Origin of the sequence: Diplocloster hominis (assembly GCF_032380655.1) — a bacterium.
In the GTDB taxonomy this organism is placed as follows: domain Bacteria; phylum Bacillota; class Clostridia; order Lachnospirales; family Lachnospiraceae; genus Diplocloster; species Diplocloster hominis.
Map to the genome: position 1 here is coordinate 23,348 of NZ_JAWDIY010000018.1, position 18,886 is coordinate 42,233.

The 18,886-nt window shown below is 49.5% G+C and carries 18 protein-coding genes; 15 read left to right on the top strand and 3 right to left on the bottom strand.

Annotation, left to right across the window (positions count from 1 at the left end):
• The first annotated feature begins 7 nt into the window (after window positions 1–7).
• The 13 genes from ABC831_RS16365 to ABC831_RS16425 all read left to right on the top strand — a co-directional run bounded on the left by ABC831_RS16365 (window position 8) and on the right by ABC831_RS16425 (window position 13,084).
• Window positions 8–1,537 (top strand): HD domain-containing phosphohydrolase, encoded by a 1,530-nt coding sequence (locus ABC831_RS16365; protein WP_343249172.1) that lies wholly within the window; start codon window positions 8–10, stop codon window positions 1,535–1,537.
• A gap of 30 nt (window positions 1,538–1,567) precedes the next feature.
• Window positions 1,568–3,220, top strand: a complete 1,653-nt coding sequence (locus ABC831_RS16370) for an AMP-dependent synthetase/ligase (protein ID WP_343249173.1) — start codon at window positions 1,568–1,570, stop codon at window positions 3,218–3,220.
• 60 nt (window positions 3,221–3,280) lie between these two features.
• Window positions 3,281–3,511 (top strand): acyl carrier protein, encoded by a 231-nt coding sequence (locus tag ABC831_RS16375; protein ID WP_158347571.1) that lies wholly within the window; start codon window positions 3,281–3,283, stop codon window positions 3,509–3,511.
• A gap of 213 nt (window positions 3,512–3,724) precedes the next feature.
• On the top strand, window positions 3,725–4,984 hold the full coding sequence (locus tag ABC831_RS16380) for a BaiN/RdsA family NAD(P)/FAD-dependent oxidoreductase (protein ID WP_343249261.1): 1,260 nt from the start codon (window positions 3,725–3,727) through the stop codon (window positions 4,982–4,984).
• 36 nt (window positions 4,985–5,020) lie between these two features.
• Window positions 5,021–5,695 carry a (d)CMP kinase gene (gene cmk, locus ABC831_RS16385; RefSeq protein WP_343249174.1) on the top strand — a complete coding sequence of 225 codons (675 nt, stop codon included), beginning with the start codon at window positions 5,021–5,023 and terminating at the stop codon, window positions 5,693–5,695.
• Complete coding sequence (gene ispH, locus ABC831_RS16390; protein ID WP_343249175.1) at window positions 5,692–6,537, top strand: 4-hydroxy-3-methylbut-2-enyl diphosphate reductase; 846 nt, start codon at window positions 5,692–5,694, stop codon at window positions 6,535–6,537. The genes cmk and ispH overlap by 4 nt, the downstream gene beginning before the upstream one ends.
• Window positions 6,525–7,706, top strand: a complete 1,182-nt coding sequence (gene rpsA, locus ABC831_RS16395) for a 30S ribosomal protein S1 (protein WP_343249177.1) — start codon at window positions 6,525–6,527, stop codon at window positions 7,704–7,706. The genes ispH and rpsA overlap by 13 nt, the downstream gene beginning before the upstream one ends.
• 398 nt (window positions 7,707–8,104) lie before the next feature.
• Complete coding sequence (gene rsxC, locus ABC831_RS16400) at window positions 8,105–9,424, top strand: electron transport complex subunit RsxC (RefSeq protein WP_343249178.1); 1,320 nt, start codon at window positions 8,105–8,107, stop codon at window positions 9,422–9,424.
• Window positions 9,425–9,438: 14 nt separating this feature from the next.
• Entirely contained in the window at window positions 9,439–10,371 is a 933-nt protein-coding gene (locus ABC831_RS16405; RefSeq protein WP_343249179.1) for an RnfABCDGE type electron transport complex subunit D, read from the top strand.
• Window positions 10,368–11,000 (top strand): RnfABCDGE type electron transport complex subunit G, encoded by a 633-nt coding sequence (locus tag ABC831_RS16410; protein ID WP_343249180.1) that lies wholly within the window; start codon window positions 10,368–10,370, stop codon window positions 10,998–11,000. The genes ABC831_RS16405 and ABC831_RS16410 overlap by 4 nt, the downstream gene beginning before the upstream one ends.
• Complete coding sequence (rsxE, locus tag ABC831_RS16415) at window positions 10,993–11,703, top strand: electron transport complex subunit RsxE (RefSeq protein WP_343249181.1); 711 nt, start codon at window positions 10,993–10,995, stop codon at window positions 11,701–11,703. The genes ABC831_RS16410 and rsxE overlap by 8 nt, the downstream gene beginning before the upstream one ends.
• A 3-nt stretch (window positions 11,704–11,706) precedes the next feature.
• The gene (rsxA, locus tag ABC831_RS16420) at window positions 11,707–12,282 is read left to right on the top strand and encodes an electron transport complex subunit RsxA (protein ID WP_343249182.1); all 576 of its coding nucleotides are present in this window, start codon (window positions 11,707–11,709) and stop codon (window positions 12,280–12,282) included.
• 13 nt (window positions 12,283–12,295) lie between these two features.
• Window positions 12,296–13,084: an RnfABCDGE type electron transport complex subunit B gene (locus tag ABC831_RS16425; RefSeq protein WP_343249183.1), complete on the top strand. Its 789-nt coding sequence runs from the start codon at window positions 12,296–12,298 to the stop codon at window positions 13,082–13,084.
• A 510-nt stretch (window positions 13,085–13,594) separates the two neighbouring features.
• Here the strand turns inward: ABC831_RS16425 and ABC831_RS16430 are convergent.
• A complete protein-coding gene (locus ABC831_RS16430) occupies window positions 13,595–14,062 on the bottom strand; it encodes a VOC family protein (RefSeq protein WP_343249184.1) in 468 nt (155 codons plus the stop codon).
• A gap of 84 nt (window positions 14,063–14,146) precedes the next feature.
• Window positions 14,147–14,989 carry an AraC family transcriptional regulator gene (locus ABC831_RS16435; protein WP_343249185.1) on the bottom strand — a complete coding sequence of 281 codons (843 nt, stop codon included), beginning with the start codon at window positions 14,987–14,989 and terminating at the stop codon, window positions 14,147–14,149.
• 404 nt (window positions 14,990–15,393) lie between these two features.
• Here ABC831_RS16435 and ABC831_RS16440 point away from each other — a divergent pair, with 404 nt between their 5' ends.
• Both ABC831_RS16440 and ABC831_RS16445 read left to right on the top strand, forming a co-directional pair.
• Window positions 15,394–16,392: an AraC family transcriptional regulator gene (locus tag ABC831_RS16440; RefSeq protein ID WP_343249186.1), complete on the top strand. Its 999-nt coding sequence runs from the start codon at window positions 15,394–15,396 to the stop codon at window positions 16,390–16,392.
• A gap of 114 nt (window positions 16,393–16,506) precedes the next feature.
• Window positions 16,507–17,772, top strand: a complete 1,266-nt coding sequence (locus ABC831_RS16445) for an L-rhamnose isomerase (protein ID WP_343249187.1) — start codon at window positions 16,507–16,509, stop codon at window positions 17,770–17,772.
• Between the two features lie 97 nt (window positions 17,773–17,869).
• On the opposite strand, the gene ABC831_RS16450 is transcribed toward ABC831_RS16445, so the two are convergent.
• On the bottom strand, window positions 17,870–18,868 hold the full coding sequence (locus ABC831_RS16450) for an FAD:protein FMN transferase (RefSeq protein WP_343249188.1): 999 nt from the start codon (window positions 18,866–18,868) through the stop codon (window positions 17,870–17,872).
• Between the last annotated feature and the right edge of the window lie 18 nt (window positions 18,869–18,886).

Sequence of the window (18,886 nt, forward strand, 5' to 3'; positions counted from 1 at the left end):
ACAGTGTATGAGACAGGGAAAACGAATGACTAAAAGGAATACTTTTTCGATTTTGACAGTGGATGATGATCCTATTATGACATCAACGCTGCAGGCTTATTTCCAGAGATCGGGATATCTCGTCGACACGGAGAATGATCCGTCGAAGGCTGTGGAACGGGTGAGAAACGGCCGGTATGACATCCTTCTGCTGGATTTCCTGATGATTCCTATCTGCGGAGATCAGGTGGTGGAGCAGATCCGCCGGTTTAACAAAGAAATTTATATTATTTTGCTGACCGGCCACAAAAGCATGGCTCCGCCAATTAAGACAATACGGGAATTGGAGATACAGGGATATTTTGAGAAAAGTGACCGGTTTGACCAACTGGAATTGCTTGTGGAATCCTGTGTAAAATCGATTCGCCAGATGCGGACGATTCAGGAATACCAGCATGGTTTGTCTGCCATTTTGGATATTCTGCCTAATATATATCACCTGCAGGCAGCGGAAAAGCTGGCGGAAAGCATTATGGAAGGTGTCCTGGAAATCACCCGGTCGGAAGACGCGTTTGTGGGGATAAATTCCTGTAACTGCGTTTCCTTTCCGGCGGATCAGGGGCTGGGGCCAGAGCTGCCGGAATGCATTATGAAGCGAAACGGCGGCTATTTTACAGATGAAGTGGTGGCGCGGTATGTGCATATGTTCCGGGATGAGGGCAGAAAGGAGCCGGTGGAAGAGGAAGAACTCCTGATGATCCCGATCCGCAGCGGCCAGATGGAGTGCATTGGGCTGATCGGGATCAGGTCCCCGCACGGGATTCGTTTTGAGCAAAGGCAGCTTCTGGAGATTTTTGCCAGACAGTCCGCGCAGGCAGTTTTGAATACCACACTTCATGCCATGGTAAATAAACAGAAGGAAGAGCTGGGGAAGGCTTACGAGGATCTGCGGGACGGCTATATAGAGGTGGTGAGCACCATGCGGTTGATGGTGGATGCCAGGGATATCTATACCCGCGGCCACTCGGACCGGGTTTCCTATTATGCGGTGCGCACGGCGCAGCAGCTCGGCAGGAGCAGCGACTACTGCGAGAGGCTTAAAGTCGCCAGCCTGTTTCATGATATCGGGAAGCTGGGGGTACCGGATTCCATCCTTCTAAAAGAAACCAAGCTGAGCGAGGACGAATACGAAAGGGTCAAAAAACACGCGGCGAAAGGAGCGGAGATACTCTCCGCGATCCGAAGATTTGGGGATATCGCCCCTATCGTGCGGGGACACCATGAACGGTATGACGGCGGCGGATACCCGGACGGGCTCAGCCGCAACGATATACCGGAGGAGGCCAGGATCATAGCGGCGGCAGATTCCTTCGACGCCATGACATCCGACAGGCAGTACCGGAAATCCCTGGGTTTTGACAAGGCGGTGAAGGAACTGACAGACGGCAGGTACACCCAGTTTGATCCGGACATCGTGGATGCCTTTCTGACGGTGTTAAACGATTACGAGAAGATAAAAGAGGAGCTGGCCTGGACTTATGAAGAGGCGGTTCTGTAGAAGAAAATACATAAAAAGCAGGAGGCTCAAATGAAAAAATTCCCTTTGTATGATACCGAATATTTTGATACGATACCAGCGTACCTGGACGGCCTGTCACGTAAATTCGGGAGTCGGGAGGCCATTTCTTACTTTACCAGAAAACAGGAAAAAATCACGATTACCTATGAGGAACTGGTTTTACGTGTCACATATTTGAAAGAAGAGCTGATTGCGATGGGGATGGCGGGTGGCCATATTGCGATCGTCAGTGAAAACAGCTGCGACTGGGTTGTGGCCTGCCTGGCGGTTATGGCCTGCGGATCGGTTGCCGTGTGTGTGGATATCGAGCAGTCCGATGACAACATCAGAGAGATGGTCCAGATGTCGGACGCGTCGGCAGTATTCACTTCCGCAGGATACCGGTCGGTTTTTGATCCGGTCAGTGTGGACCAGTTGGATTTAAAACATGTAATATTAATGGGGGCACACAAGGAGGGGACACTAAGCCTTGAGGAATTGTGTGAAAAAGGCAGAAAACGTGCAATAGAACAGAAAAGTAGCCGTATCACAGTACAGCCGGAGCAGCCGGCGGTAATTGCCTTCACATCGGGCACTACCAGCAAATCCAAATTAGTGATCTTAAGCCATAAGAATATTTTGAAAAATATGTGTGATTCCTGTCTGTATGTGACGTTTGAAGAGACCGTATTCTGCTCGCTGCCTTTTTATCACACGTACGGGCTGACCTGTTCCATACTGGGTTCGCTGTTAAGGGGGACTCACGTCTATATAAACGGGGATCTGAAAACGATGCTGCGGGATCTGAAACTGGCCAGGCCAGATACTATGCTGACAGTTCCGCTGATTGTGGAATCCATCTATAATCAAATTTGGCTGAATGCGGAGAAAGCCGGAAAGGCAGAGCAGCTGAAAAAACTGTTAAAACTGGTCCGTACTTTGAGAAGATGCGGCATCCGTATAAAGAGCAAAACTCTGGAAGGTATCCGGGAACAGATCGCGGGCAATCTGCACATTATGATCTGTGGCGGGGCTCATCTTGGAAAAGAAATTTCAGAGGATTTTGAGTCTTTAGGTATTCTGATTTTACAAGGTTATGGAATCACCGAATGTTCACCGCTGATCTCCGTAAACAGCAACCGGTCTTATAAGATGGGTTCGGTCGGGTATGTGCTGCCCAGCTGTGAGATCAGGATCGTGGAGGATGAGATATGGGTCCGGGGGGATTCTGTGATGGAAGGATATTACAAATCACCGGAGCAGACAAAAGAAGTGATGGTGGATGGTTGGTTTAAAACCGGTGACCTGGGGTATCAGGATAAAGATGGATGCCTGTATCTGACGGGGCGAAAAAAGAATTTGATTGTATTTAAAAATGGAAAGAAAACGTCACCGGAAAAGCTTGAAGAGATGATCATGCAGGTACCTCTGGTCAAGGAGGTTGTCGTAACAGGAACAGCCAGCGGTACATCCGTGGATGACGTCAAGATTACGGCCAGTATCTATCCGGATCCGGACCGGACCGGTCCGATGTCTTCTTATGAGATACTGGAAGCCCTGCAAAAAGAGATCGATTCCATTAATGAAAAACTGCCGACCTATCAGCAGGTACAGATGATAAATATACGGGAAAAAGAATTTTCTAAGACAGGGACGAAAAAGATCAAGCGGCATATGGCTTAAGCATTGATTTGGCTTGTGAGTCAACTATGGAATTAGAAATGGAAGGGTGGAGGATGAATCATGCTGGAATTTATCCAGGACGCAATATATACCGTGACCGGTAAAAAGGGGGTCACCTATGACACCGATTTTATTAAAGATCTGGCTTTAAATTCATTTGATATTATGAATATTATCGTTATTTTTGAAGATCATTTTGATATCTCGATCCAACCGCGGGAGGTCTGGCATCTGCATCTGGTCCGGGACGTGATCGAGTATCTGGAGGAGCGGGGAATAACCCAGCCATAAATTAGAATAGACAAAAAACCTGGGGCCATGATATAATGTCGTCAGACATTATATCTGCGCCGGAGCGCTTTCCTTAGCGCGGAGTGTGCATCCCACGGAGGGATCATGATTGCTGTGCAATCGTGAGTAATGTCGTCAGACATTATATCTGCGCCGGAGCGCTTTCCTCAGCGCGGAGTGTGCATCCCGCGGAGGGATGGAATGGAGACAGGAATGAAAAGGGTTTTGATTATCGGCGGAGGCGCTGCGGGCATGGCAGCGGCTGTTTTTGCCGCCCGAAGCGGTGTCTGTCAGGTAGAAGTTTTTGAGAAGAATGAGAAGCTGGGAAAAAAACTATTTATCACAGGAAAAGGGCGCTGCAATGTAACAAACGCTTGTGATACGGAAGAACTATTCACGAGTGTGCGGTCCAATCCGAAGTTTTTATATAGCGCTTTCTATGGATTTACAAATCAGGATGCAATGCAATTCTTTGAAGATCTGGGAGTCCCGTTGAAAGTGGAGCGTGGGAACAGGGTCTTTCCGGTGTCCGACCATTCTTCGGACATCATCCGTGGATTGGAAAATGAAATGAAACGCCTTCAAGTGCAGATCCATCTGCGCGCGGAAGTGACAGACATTATAATAGAAGAAACTCGTTTTCATGGAATCCGGTTAAAAGATGGACGGGTGGTGTGCGCGGATGCCTGTGTGGTAGCGACAGGCGGATGTTCCTATCAGGCCACCGGCTCTACCGGCGATGGCTACCGGTTTGCCGGGGCCGCCGGCCATCAGGTGACGAAGCTTTCGCCGTCCATTGTCCCCATGGAAGTAAAAGAGGATTATGTCAAGCGTCTGCAGGGCCTGTCCCTGAAAAATGTGCAGGTAACGATCACAGCCGGGAAAAAGGAGCTGTATTCGGATTTTGGGGAAATGCTCTTTACCCACTATGGGGTCAGCGGTCCTCTGATCTTAAGCGGAAGCAGCTATATCACGAATCAGATTGGGAAGGACACAGTAACACTTTCTATCGACCTAAAGCCTGCGCTTACCCAGGAACAGCTGGATCATCGGATTCTTCGGGATTTCGAGGAAAACAGGAACAGGGATTTTAAAAATTCACTGGGGAAATTATTCCCCGCGAAGTTGATACCGGTGATCGTAGCGTTAAGCGGGATATCGGAGGAGAAAAAGGTTCATGAGATCTCCAGAGAGGAACGGCAGCAGCTGGTGAGGTTGATTAAACATCTGACGATGACGGTGACCGGGCTTCGGGGATATCAGGAAGCGATTATTACCAGGGGCGGAGTGAATGTAAAAGAGATCAATCCGTCCACCATGGAATCCAGAAAAACACAAGGACTTTATTTTATCGGAGAGGTTCTGGATCTGGATGCAGTGACCGGGGGATTTAATCTACAGATCGCCTGGTCTACAGCATATACGGCCGCGCAGGGAATCACAGCCGCGGCGAAAGACGGACCAGTCTCATAGGCTGTGCGTCGAAGAAGCAACAAGGGAGGAAGGTTTATGGGCTATAGTATTGCAATTGACGGACCTGCGGGAGCGGGGAAGAGTACGATTGCGAAGCGTATCGCGAAATCGCTGTCATTTGTCTACGTGGACACCGGGGCCATGTACCGGGCGATCGCGCTGCACCTGATCAGGCAGGGGGTACCGCCGGGCGATTCCGATCAGATCGGAAAGGCATGTCAGGAAGCGGATATCACGATACGCTATCGGGACAGTGAGCAGCAGGTTCTTCTGAACGGGGAGAATGTCAACGGGCTGATCCGCACGGAGGAAGTTGGAAATATGGCCTCCGCATCATCGGTCAATCCAAAGGTGAGATTAAAGCTGGTGGAGCTGCAGAGAGCTTTGGCGGCCGGGGCGGATGTGGTCATGGACGGCAGGGACATCGGCACTTATGTGCTGCCGGACGCATTTTTGAAGATCTATCTGACGGCCAGTGTCAAGACCCGTGCCAACAGGAGATATCTGGAATTACAGAAAAAGGGAATGGCATGTGATCTGGCGCAAATCACGGTAGATATAGAAGAACGGGATCACAGGGATATGACCAGGGATTTCGCCCCGCTTCGGCAGGCGGAAGATGCGGTTCTGGTAGATACGTCCTCTATGAAGATTGATGAAGTGGTTGATCAGATCCTGAAGTTATATAAGGAAAAGAGAGCAAAGGTATGAAAGTAAAGCTTGCGAAAACCGCGGGATTCTGTTTTGGAGTTAAGCGCGCGGTGGACAGAGTGTATGAAGAAGTGGAAAAGGGAGGAAGTCCGATCTATACCTTTGGCCCGATTATTCATAACGAGGAGGTCGTGGATGATCTGGAGCGAAAAGGAGTATCGGTAATTCATACGGAGGAAGAGTTAAAACAGCTGAAAAAAGGTATCATTATCATACGTTCCCACGGGGTATCCAAACATATTTACCAGGTAATCGAGAAACAGGGATTGAAAATGATCGATGTGACCTGTCCGTTTGTCTTGAAGATCCATCGGATCGTGGAGCGGGAGAGCGCCCTGGGAAAACATATTGTAATAATTGGCAATGACAAGCATCCCGAAGTGGAAGGAATCAAAGGCTGGAGCAGTGGCAAAACTACCGTTATAGAGTCTTTGGAGGAAGCCCAAAGCTTCCAGGTTCCAGGGAACGAGGAGCTTTGCGTGGTTTCCCAGACGACATTTAACAACAATAAATTTCAAGATTTAGTTGAAATTCTCTCTAAAAAGGGTTATGATATACTTGTTGTAAATACGATTTGCAATGCCACAGAAGAGCGACAGACAGAAGCAAGGCAAATTGCCAGGGAAGTCGATGCTATGGTTGTGATTGGAGGCAAGCACAGCTCCAATACACAGAAGTTATATGAAATATGTAAAAAGGAATGTAACGATACTTACTATATACAGACTCTGAATGACTTAGATGTGCAGAAGCTGTTGTCCGTTGGCTGCGTAGGTATTACTGCAGGGGCTTCCACCCCAAAGAAAATAATTGAGGAGGTTCAAAAGGAATGGCAGAAATGAGCTTTGAACAAATGTTGGAAGAATCTTTTAAAACAATACGTACAGGAGAGGTAGTCGAGGGCACAGTCATCGGTGTGAAAGAAGATGAAATCATCTTAAACATAGGTTACAAAGCAGACGGCATTCTCACAAGAAATGAATATACCAATGAGTCGAATGTGGACCTGACCCAGATAGTTTCCGTAGGGGATACGATGGAAGTGAAAGTTCTGAAGGTAAATGACGGGGAAGGACAAGTCCTGTTGACCTATAAACGTCTCGCTGCCGAGAGAGGCAATAAGAGACTGGAAGAAGCCTTCAACAATCAGGAAGTTCTCACCGCTAAGGTCAGCCAGGTTCTGGACGGCGGATTAAGCGTTGTCATCGATGAAGCGCGTGTATTCATTCCGGCCAGTCTGGTGTCCGATTCTTATGAAAAAGACCTGACGAAATACGCGGATCAGGAGATCGAATTCGTGATTACCGAGTTCAATCCGAGACGCAGAAGAATCATTGGTGACCGCAAACAGCTGTTGGTTGCGAAAAAAGCGGAACTGCAGAAGGAACTGTTTGCCAGAATTCACGTGGGTGACGTGGTGGAAGGTACCGTCAAGAATGTAACCGATTTTGGTGCGTTTATTGATCTGGGCGGTGCGGATGGTCTGCTTCATATCTCCGAAATGTCCTGGGGCAGAGTGGAGAACCCGAAGAAGGTATTCAAGGTTGGCGAAGTGCTGACCGTTCTGATTAAGGATATCAATGGTGATAAGATCGCTCTGAGTTTAAAATTTGAGGATCAGAATCCCTGGTTAACCGCTGCGGAAAAATATGCAGTTGGCAACATCGTAACCGGTAAAGTAGCCAGAATGACCGATTTCGGCGCATTTGTGGAACTGGAGCCGGGTGTGGACGCGTTATTGCATGTATCCCAGATTTCCAGGGAGCATGTGGAGAAACCTTCGGATGTGCTGCGGGCCGGCCAGGAGATCACCGCGAAAGTGGTAGATTTCAACGGGGATGACCGCAAGATCAGCCTGAGTATGAAAGTTCTGGAAGCTCCGTTAGAAGAGCGGACAGAGGAAGAAGCAGTATCGATGGATGTGGATTCTTATATTGCGGAGCAGGCGGATGACGAAGCGCTGGAAGCGGCTTCTGTAGAGAATACAGAGGAATACACCGAAGAGGCTTAAGCACTGGAACGAAAAGATAGGATCAATTAAAAAAAGAATGTCCAACAGGGCATTCTTTTTTATTCGATGGGAATAAGTGTTTAATAGGAACATATATCTTATTTTATAGATAATATACGAAGCCGCCAATAACATGCAGTTAGTTTATGTACGATATTGATAAAATTTTAACGTCGGCTGGTTCCCGATCTAAGTTTATTATAACACTTTGCAAAGAAATAGGGTAGTAATTTTATGTAAAAATCTGTATATTAGTAGTAGGGCTCTGAATATAACTTATTATGCTGTTCAGAGAATCAGGAGAAAAAAGGTGAGCAGAATGTATCACCGATACCTGAACATGCGGTGCAAAAAATTGTGCTGCTTCAGGAAATCATGAGAGAGGTAGGTAAAGAATTATGGCGCGATTGACGTTCAAGGGAGGAATCCATCCTTATGACGGAAAGGATTTATCCAAAGACAAAGCAATCGTTAGTGTGCTGCCGAAGGGGGATCTGGTATTTCCGCTGTCTCAGCATATCGGGGCGCCGGCCAAGCCGGTGGTCGCGAAGGGCGATCCCGTGCTGAGAGGGCAGCTGATTGCCGAGGCCGGCGGGTTTGTATCCGCTCCGGTGCATTCATCCGTATCCGGAACAGTGAAGGGGATCGAACCCAGACTTACGGTTACGGGTACATTGATGGATGCGATCATCATCGAAAACGACGGGAAGTACGAAGAGGTCGCGTATGAACCCGTCGACGATGTATCGGCATTGACGAAAGAAGAAATTATAAAAAGGATTCAGAATGCCGGTATCGTCGGCATGGGCGGAGCCGGGTTCCCGACACATGTGAAGCTCTCCCCGAAGGAACCGGAGAAGATCGAATATATCATCGCCAACTGCGCGGAATGCGAACCTTATCTGACCAGTGATTACCGGAGAATGCTGGAAGAACCGGAGAAGCTGGTAGGCGGACTGAAAGTGATCCTGTCCCTGTTCGACAACGCAAAAGGAATACTGGCGGTGGAAGACAACAAGCCGGACTGTATCACGCTGCTGAAGCAGGTGGCTAAGGACGAACCCCGGATCGAAGTGAGACCGCTGAAGACCAAATATCCTCAGGGAGCGGAGCGTATGCTGATCTACGCGGCGACTGACCGCATGATTAATTCTTCCATGCTGCCTGCCGATGCGGGGTGTATCGTTAATAATGTGGATACCATTGTAGCGGTTTATAAAGCAGTTCTGGAGGGAAAACCTCTGATGGAGCGGATCGTCACGGTGACCGGAGATGCCATAAAGGATCCGCGGAATTTCTGTGTACATACAGGTACCATCTACGCGGAACTGATCGAAGAAGCAGGCGGGTTCAAACAGGAACCGGCGAAAATCGTGTCCGGCGGCCCTATGATGGGATTTGGTATCTATGATCTGAATGTGCCCACCACGAAAACATCCTCCGCACTTTTGTGTATGACAAAGGACGAGACCGCCATGTACGAGCCGTCCAGCTGTATTAACTGCGGACGCTGTGTGGAAGGATGTCCGGAACATCTGATTCCGTCCAGGCTGGCTGATTATGCGGAGCATTATGATGAGGCGGCCTTCCAGAAATGGGACGGCATGGAATGCTGTGAATGCGGCTGCTGCAGTTTCGTCTGTCCGGCGAAACGGTGTCTGACGCAGTCCATAAAATCCATGAGAAAAATGATTCTGGCGAATCGGAAAAAGAAATAAGAGAGGTGGAAATTGTGAGTGATTTAAAAAGCGTATCTTCCTCACCGCACATCAGAGATAAAGCCACCACCAGTTTTATTATGCTCATGGTGGTCATTGCCCTTTTACCGGCAACGGTGTTCGGTGTGATTCAATTCAAATTACCGGCGTTAAGTCTGGTACTGATATCGGTAGCTACCTGCGTGCTGACAGAATACCTGTATGAAAAGCTGATGCACAAAAAGATTACGATCGGGGATTTCAGCGCGGTTGTTACCGGCCTTTTGCTGGCTCTGAACCTGCCACCGACGCTTCCCTGGTGGATCGCGGTCATCGGCAGTGTTTTTGCCATCCTGGTGGTCAAGCAGCTGTTTGGCGGGCTGGGCCAGAATTTTATGAACCCGGCGTTGGGCGCCAGATGTTTTCTGCTTATCTCCTTTACAGCCAGAATGACATCCTTTGCTTATGACGGAGTTACCGGTCCGACCCCTCTGGCCGTATTAAAGAGCGGCGGTCCTGTGAACACGCTGGATATGGTGATCGGGCGGATTCCGGGAACCATCGGTGAGACATCCGTGATTGCGATTATGATCGGCGCTATATTCCTGATCCTGATGGGAATCATTGATCTTCGCATTCCCGGTACATATCTTGTTACCTTCATTGTGTTCCTGATCATTTTCGGGGGACACGGTTTTGACATGAATTATATCACCGCACAGCTGGCCGGCGGCGGCCTGATGCTGGGCGCCTGGTTTATGGCCACAGATTACGTCACGTCCCCGATCACTAAGACCGGGCAGATCGTCTATGGGATTTTGCTGGGGGTTCTGACCGGCGTATTCCGTCTGTTCGGGCCCAGCGCAGAAGGTGTATCCTATGCGATCATCATCAGTAACCTGCTGGTTCCTCTGATTGAGCGCATTACCCTTCCGAAGGCATTTGGGAAAGGGGGAAAACGCGCATGAACAGAATCGTAAAAGATACGATTATATTGACGGTCATCACGCTGGTGGCCGGAGTCCTGCTGGGGCTGGTGTATGAAGTGACCAAAGACCCCATTGCGGTGCAGAAAGAGTTGAAGAAACAGGAAGCATACAAGACCGTATTTTCCGACGCGGAAAAATTCGAGGAAGCGCCCGATACGACGCAGGCAAGCGCGAAAGCTCTTGTGGACGGCGGATTTAACAGCGCCGACTCGGAGAAGGCCAGTATCGTGGTCAATGAGACGATGAAAGCTTTGGATGCCGGCGGCAATGTTCTGGGCTATGCGATGAACATCACTACATCCCAGGGATACGGCGGTGACATCACCTTTACGCTGGGAATTCGAAACGACGGAACGGTGAACGGGTATGAGATCCTCTCCATCAGCGAGACGGCGGGTCTGGGGATGAAGGCGAAGGAAGATGCGTTCAAACAGCAGTTTGCGGGCAAGAAAGCCGACAGCTTTGCCTATACCAAGACCGGTGCCTCCGCAGATAATGAGATCGATGCGATCAGCGGTGCGACGATCACGACCAAAGCCATGACGGACGCGATCAATGCCGGGCTCTGCTGGTTTCAGACATTGGAAGGGGGCAGTGTAAATGAATAAATGTACCGAACGTCTCTATAACGGTATCATCAAAGAGAATCCGACGTTTGTCCTGATGCTGGGGATGTGTCCCACGCTGGCGGTAACCACGTCTGTGATCAACGGTGTGGGGATGGGATTGTCCACCACGGCAGTGCTGGTCATGTCCAATCTGCTGATCTCCCTGCTGCGCAATATTATCCCGGACCGGGCCCGTGTGCCTGCGTTTATCGTCATCGTGGCGTCCTTCGTTACGGTAACGGAGTTTCTGGTAGAGGGATTCCTGCCCAGCCTGTATGACTCCTTGGGAATCTATATTCCTCTGATCGTAGTAAACTGTATCATCCTGGGCCGTGCGGAGTCCTATGCTTCGAAGAACCCTGTATTTCCGTCTATTTTCGACGGGATCGGAATGGGACTGGGCTTCACCGTGGGTCTGTGCTGTATCGGAGCGGTGAGAGAACTGTTGGGTTCCGGGCAGCTGCTTGGAAAACAGGTCATGCCGGCTTCCTACGAGCCTATTACGATCTTTGTGCTTGCCCCCGGCGCGTTTTTTGTGCTGGCGGTATTGGTCGCGATCATGAATAAGGTCCGTGCCCGTGCGGAGAAAAAGGGAAGGCCCCTGCCTCCCGCTCAGGGATGTCTCGGCGGGGACTGCAGTTCCTGCATGAATAACGCCTGTGGGGGACACCTGTTCCCGGGACAGGAAAAGGAGGGAAAATAACAGATGAAAGAATTGATATTAATCGCCATCGGATCTGCGCTTGTAAATAACGTGGTGTTGAGCCGGTTCCTGGGTCTGTGTCCCTTCCTCGGGGTATCCAAAAAGGTGGAGACGGCCGCCGGTATGGGTGGAGCGGTAATCTTTGTCATAACCATTTCCTCGTTTGTGACCAGCCTGGTCTATAAGTATATCCTGACTCCCGCGCATCTGACCTACCTGCAGACCATCGTGTTCATCCTGGTCATCGCGGCGCTGGTACAGTTCGTGGAGATGTTCTTAAAGAAGAAAATGGTTTCCCTGTACAATGCGCTGGGTGTGTATCTGCCGCTGATCACTACCAACTGTGCGGTACTGGGCGTTGCCCTGACGAATGTACAGAAAAGCTACGGAGTCCTGGAAGGAGTAGTTAACGGCTTTGCGACAGCAGTGGGCTTCACGATCTCTATCGTGATTCTGGCCGGTATCCGGGAAAAGATTGAATACAATGATATATCCCCTGCATTCAAGGGTTCACCCATAGTGCTGATTACGGCCGGCCTGATGGCAATCGCTTTCTGTGGCTTTGCCGGCTTGATATAGGAGGGGGAGACAGATGTTAACTGGAATATTGATAGCGACCGCCGTAGTCGGTGGAACCGGTCTGCTGATCGGTCTGATGTTAGGCGTCGCCGGGGAAAAATTAAAAGTAGAAGTAGATGAGCGGGAGGAAGCTATCCTGGGCGTACTCCCGGGCAACAACTGCGGTGGCTGCGGCTATGCGGGCTGTTCCGGACTGGCGGCGGCTATCGTCAAGGGCGAAGCCGCAGTGAGCGGCTGTCCTGTGGGCGGAGCCCCGGTGGCGGAACAGGTGGCGGCCATTATGGGCCAGGAAGTCGGGGAATCGACCCGGATGGTGGCTTTTGTCAAATGTGCCGGAACCTGCGAACGCACGGAGCAGGATTACAATTATCATGGAATCGAAGACTGTAAGATGATGGCATTCGTACCGGCCGGCGGGCCCAAGTCCTGCAATCACGGCTGTATCGGTTACGGTTCCTGTGTAAAAGCCTGCCAGTTTGACGCCATCCATATCGTGGACGGTATCGCCCTGGTGGACAAAGAAGCCTGCAAGGCATGCGGAAAATGCGTCAGCGAATGTCCGAAGAACCTGATCGAGCTGGTTCCCTATGAGCAGGAGCGGCTGGTTCAATGTAATTCTATGGACAAAGGCAAAGATGTCATGAAGATCTGCAAAGTAGGCTGCATCGGCTGCCGCATGTGTGAAAAGGTCTGTGAAGCTGACGCCATCACGATAACGAATAATGTGGCTCACATTGATCCGGCGAAATGTACCGGCTGCGGGGCTTGTAAGGAGAAGTGTCCCAGGAAGATTATACTTTGATGGGGGAGTTTACTTAGGGCCGGAGCGGACTGCCGCTAAGGCGGACGCTGGGGGCGGGTGACTGTCTGAAAACTACGGCGCCGCCCGCAGGGTGTCCGCCCAGTCCGAGCGTGTCCCGGGAGGCTGGCAGAGAGAGCGGGGGCTATGGTCCTCCTCCTCACTTAAGGCTGTTACCCGGTGAAATCTAAATGAAATCGGGCCGGCAGGTTTGCGGTACGTGGCTGATTCACCCCGAATGCCGATGCATTCGCGGTTCAGCAGCCACCGAAAGACTGCAGGGAACGCAGTCTTTCGCCACAAACCTGCCGGCCCGATTTCATTAAGATTTCACACGGGCGCCTTAAGTGAGGAGGAGGACCATAGCCCCCGCTCTCCCTGCCAGCCTCCCGGGACACGCTCGGACTGGGCGGACACCCTGCGGGCGGCGCCGTAGTTTTCAGACAGTCACCCGCCCCGGCGTCCGCCTTAGCGACAGCCGCTCCTGCTTTGGTGAAAGATGCGGTAAGGCGGTTAATCGGCTTCGTTTAGCATTTTTTGGACGTCTGGGACTTTGACATCCATGCGGATAGCTATTTCATCCAGTGTCATACCAGCGGTAATGTATTTTTCTGCTACGGATTTCATGCTTTCGCCTACTTCGATGAGGTGCTGGTCCGGATCATAGAAGCGGATGACACGCTGGCCCCAGGGCATTTCCCGGGAGGGGTGGAGCAGGTCGATCTCTGGATGGGATTTCAGCTTTTGCAGGAAGGTGTCAAAGTCTTTTGTTTCAAAATAGATTTCACAGTTATTTTCTTTTTTCTTCATTTCTGCCTTGGGTATGCCGGTCAGCCAGTCAAAATCCTGCTGCAGTACCAGACCACAGTCGAACGATATCATTCGCCCGTAATCATCTGATACAGTTAAATGAAATAAATCCTCATAGAAAGCTCTTGCTTTATGGATATCCGCTACTGCGAACAGACAGCTAAAAATCATGTGAAAACCTCCATTCATTTAATTTGTGATATATTTTACAATATCACGAAAGGGTATCGGTTATATAGGAAAAAGACGACATGTTTAGAGGTTATTTAAGGCATCACCGGGCGTCATTGAATGATATTTTTTGAAATTAGCAATGAAATGGGACTGGTCTGCATAGCCATATCTGGCAACTAGATCTATATAGTCTATTTTTCTGCCGGTTATTCGGGCGGTCAGCATTTCCTGCCAGACTGACTGATACCGGACCAAATCCATATAATATCCGGGTGTTATTCCCAGTGATTTCATAAATATGCGCTGTGTCTGCCGCTCACTGTAGCATAGATGCTCAGCCAGTCCTTTTAGGGTGCTCACTCCTTTATGCTTCAGTATAAAATCTATACCGTCAAAGAAAGGCAGGCAGACTTGTCCGGAATGGATAAGACTCTTTACATATTCCTCCGCGGCCAGCATCCGAATCCTGAAATCTTTTATTTCAAATATTCTTTCCCCCAATTCCCGGACGCCAGGGAAAAAGTCATCCGGGGCTACTGCTTGGTTTAAAGTATCCTTCATCGGAACCCGGCTGATCAGGTTCATCGCCCAGGAATGAAAACGTATGGCGAATACAGAGATATTCTTCTCCTGTACATCCCATGCATCAACGGTATAGGTATCATTCAATCCAACAAACAGCATTCGGATGAGCCCGCTGTCATGGTTCTGAATCATAATCAAGTCAGAACAGGTATCCGGTATAAGCAGCACGCCGTCATAAGCCCTGGAGTCATGGGGATTAAAATTACGTACCGATCCCCAAAAACATCTGACATAAGGCTGCAGCAGCGTTGAGGCTGGTACCTGTATATAACTGTCATCCATAGTATATGGATGCGCAGTCACAGGTTGGTACCTGATATGAAAATCCAATCGATCCATTCCTCATATCCTCTCAATGTCGAACTCTTAATGTCACACTCTCAATGTCATACACTTAATATATCTTTCTATATCTCACTAAAATTATATACAAAAGCCTGTGGATTCACAATCAAAAACTTCATATCTCTTCCTTCCAGATTTATCCAGATTTACGGACGCCTGGTGGGCTGCACCCTGGTTTGGGGACAGGCCCCTTTCTCTACACAGTTGCCGGAAAGCCCGGCATTGCTGCCGAAAGGTGCCAGTCCCCTCCGGTGCGGCTGTGAATGGTAACGGGAGCTGGTATATCGGTTCTCGGGTATCGATACTTAAGAGGAATAGGAGCTGTAATCCCGATGCGGATGTGGTAAAATAGCAAGGTAAGAGAAGTATGCCATCAAAAAGGAGGAATTCCGGGGAAGATGAAGCAGGAACTGATGGAGCGGCTTTCCGCGATTACGGAAGAGGAGAGAAGGATTCTGACGGGGGATAAGCAGGTGCAGAGGGAACTGTATACCAGCTCCAGTGAATTTACGGTAGACAGTGCCAAGATGATGGATAAGGGGCGCTTGATTGATATCCGTACCCATACCAGGTTTATTCCGTTCCCGGAACATAGACATAATTATATTGAAATCATGTATATGTGTTCGGGAAAGACGACCCATATCATCAACCGGGAGACCAGGCTGGTGCTGGGGAAGGGGGAATTGTTGTTTTTGAATCAGTTCGCCTCCCATGAGATTCTGGAGGCGGGCAGGGAAGATATCTGTATCAATTTTTTTATCCTGCCCCAGTTTTTTGATGAGGTGCTGCCCATGATCCAGCGGGAAAACGTGCTGAGTGATTTTGTGGTGGACACGCTGCGGAAAAATAATAACAGTGCGGGTTATCTGCATTATAAGGTGGCGGATGTGCTGCCGGTCCAGAATCTGGTGGAGAACCTGATCTGGTCACTGCTTAATCAGCCGGTGAATCACAGGCAGTTAAACCAGACGACTATGGGACTGTTATTTATGCTGTTGGTTAACTATACGGATAAGATCGAGCAGTCCAACCCGGACCAGCAGCAGAGCGCCACCGCCATGCAGACGCTGAAATATATAGAAGAAAATTATCAGACGGCCACGCTGACCGAGCTGGCGGACAGCTTTGGCCAGTCCGTTTCCAATATGAGCAAACTGGTAAAGAGCAGCACGGGCAGGACGTTCCAGGAACTGCTTCATGAAAAACGGTTGAATCAAACCGTGCATCTGCTGATGAAGACCACGCTTCCGATCACGGATATTATTTTCCGGGTGGGCTACGATAATACCAGCTATTTTCACCGGATGTTTAAGGAGAGATTCGGGATGAGCCCCAGACAATACCGGATGAATTTTTCAGACCGCCGCGACAGCGAGGATTTGGATGGAAAATAAGGACGTAAATATTGAGAATTAACGTCCTTGTTATCTGTACGGAAATCCCGTATAATAAATGTCATCAAGGAACATTTACGAAAACGAATCAGATAGGGAAGGTGGAAAAAAACAATGTACGATGTAAAGCAGGGCTATGAAGCCGCAAAAGCGTATTACGCACAGTTTGGTGTGGATGTGGACGAGGCAATAAAGGCTGCCAATGAGACTCCGATCTCCATGCATTGCTGGCAGGGAGATGATGTGGCAGGTTTGGAGAAAAAGGAAGACACCGCTCTGACCGGAGGAATCCAGACGACCGGCAACTATCCCGGAAAAGCCAGAAACGGGGAAGAGCTTCGGGCGGATCTGGAAGTTGCGATGAAATACATTCCCGGTGAGATAAAAGTAAATCTGCATGCCAGCTACCTGGAAGCCGATACTTTTGTAGACAGGAACGAAGTTGCTCCCGAGCATTTTAAAAAATGGGCGGACTGGGCTGTAGAAAAAGGCGTTGGCCTTGATTTCAACCCTACATACTTCTCTCATCCGTTAAGTGAGAAAGCGACCTTATCCTCCGCGGATGAAGAGATCCGTAAGTTCTGGATTCAGCATGGAATCAACTGCCGCCGGATCGGTCAGTACTTCTATGAGAGAACCGGTAAGACCTGTGTGATCAATCACTGGACTCCCGACGGGGATAAGGAATTCCCGGTCGATACGGTTGGACCGAGACTGCGGATGAAAGACAGCTATGATCAGATCTTCGAGGCCACCAAAGATGTGGTAGGCGTTATGGACGGCATTGAGTCCAAAGTGTTCGGTATCGGCGCTGAGAGCTATACCGTAGGATCTCACGAATTCAGCATGGCATATGCATTAAATGCCCGTAAAGAGAACATCATCATGACTCTGGATACCGGTCATTTCCATCCGACCGAAGTGGTTTCCGCAAAACTGGGCGCACTGTATGCGTTTGTGGATCATATCTTGTTGCACGTATCCCGTCCGGTACGGTGGGATTCCGATCACGTAGTCAGCTTTGACGACGAAACCAGAGCCATCATGGAAGAGCTGGTACGCCTGAACAGACTGCAGGATACCTATATTGCCACAGATTTCTTCGATGCCTCCATCAACAGAATCTGTGCATGGACCATCGGGCTTCGCAACACCAGGAAGGCAATGTTAGCCGCTCTGTTACAGCCGGTTGATAAGATGAAAGAACTGGAAGCAACCGGAGATGTCAGCGCCAGACTGGCCTTCAAAGAAGAATTCAAAGCGGCTCCCTTCTCCCTTGTATGGGATTACTACTGTGCGCAGCAGAACGCCGGTGTAAGCCTGGATTGGCTGGAAGAAGTAAAAGCCTACGAATCAGAGATCTTAAAAGTAAGAAGCTAACGATATATCTGCACGAAAAAAGCTCTGTCCGGAATGTTTCCGGGCAGGGCTTTTTTCTAGTGAAACTCATGTCATGATAAACGTTTCGGATTTGGGCTCATATCTTCGGAAACCCGCTGGAGTAATGAAGCTGATTATCGTCGGTGATGAACATGGCTTCCACGCCTGGAAGGGATTCGATGAGTTCCATGCCTTTTTCCAGTCCCAGTACGAAGCAGGTGGTACTCAGGGCGTCCCCGGCTACGGACAGGTCGGAAAGGATAGTGACTTCCAGCAGATTGTTTTTAACCGGATAACCGGTGGCGGGGTCCAGCAGGTGGTGGTAGCGGACACCCTCATAATCAAAGTAACGTTCGTAGACCCCCGAGGAGACTACAGACTGATCGGTGACGGGAATCGTGGCAATGACTTCGTTGCGTTCAGAAAACGGTTTTTGTATACCGATCTCAAAGGGGGAACCATCAGGCTTCGTACCCACACATAAGACATTGCCTCCCAGATTTATCATGGCACTGTTCACACCTTCGGATAACAGATAGTCTTTGAGACGGTCAGCGATATAACCCTTGGCGATACCTCCCAGATCGATACCCATATGTGGATCGTCAAAGGTGATGCGGCCGTCCTGCAGGTGGACGCCGGAGGCATTTACATAAGGCAGCGCGGCCTGTATGGCAGCCGGATCGGGCGGAACAGGGTGTTCGGCGGTGAAATCCCACAGGGAGGAGACCGGCTCGATGGCGATGTCAAAGGCGCCGGAGGAAGCGGCGCTGTAGTCCAGTCCGATTTGAATCACATCCTGGAGGGGAGCAGAGAGCCCATCGGAACCGGTTTGCTGTTCGTTTAACTGATATAGTTCGCTCGCGGGATTCGTCCGGGAAAATAACAGTTCATACTGATCGATCATTTCCATGCAGTGATCCAGTATAGATTGTTTTTTATTGTCATAAATCTTGACGGTGACAAAGGTATTTAATTTGATTGCAGAAGCGCTGAGAGGCTGGCCTGCATTTTTTATATCACATCCGGATAAGGAAGGGATAAAAATTGCCAATATGAGCCAAAATACTATATATCTATGAAAATGACGTGCCATATTTTCCTCCAATCGTGC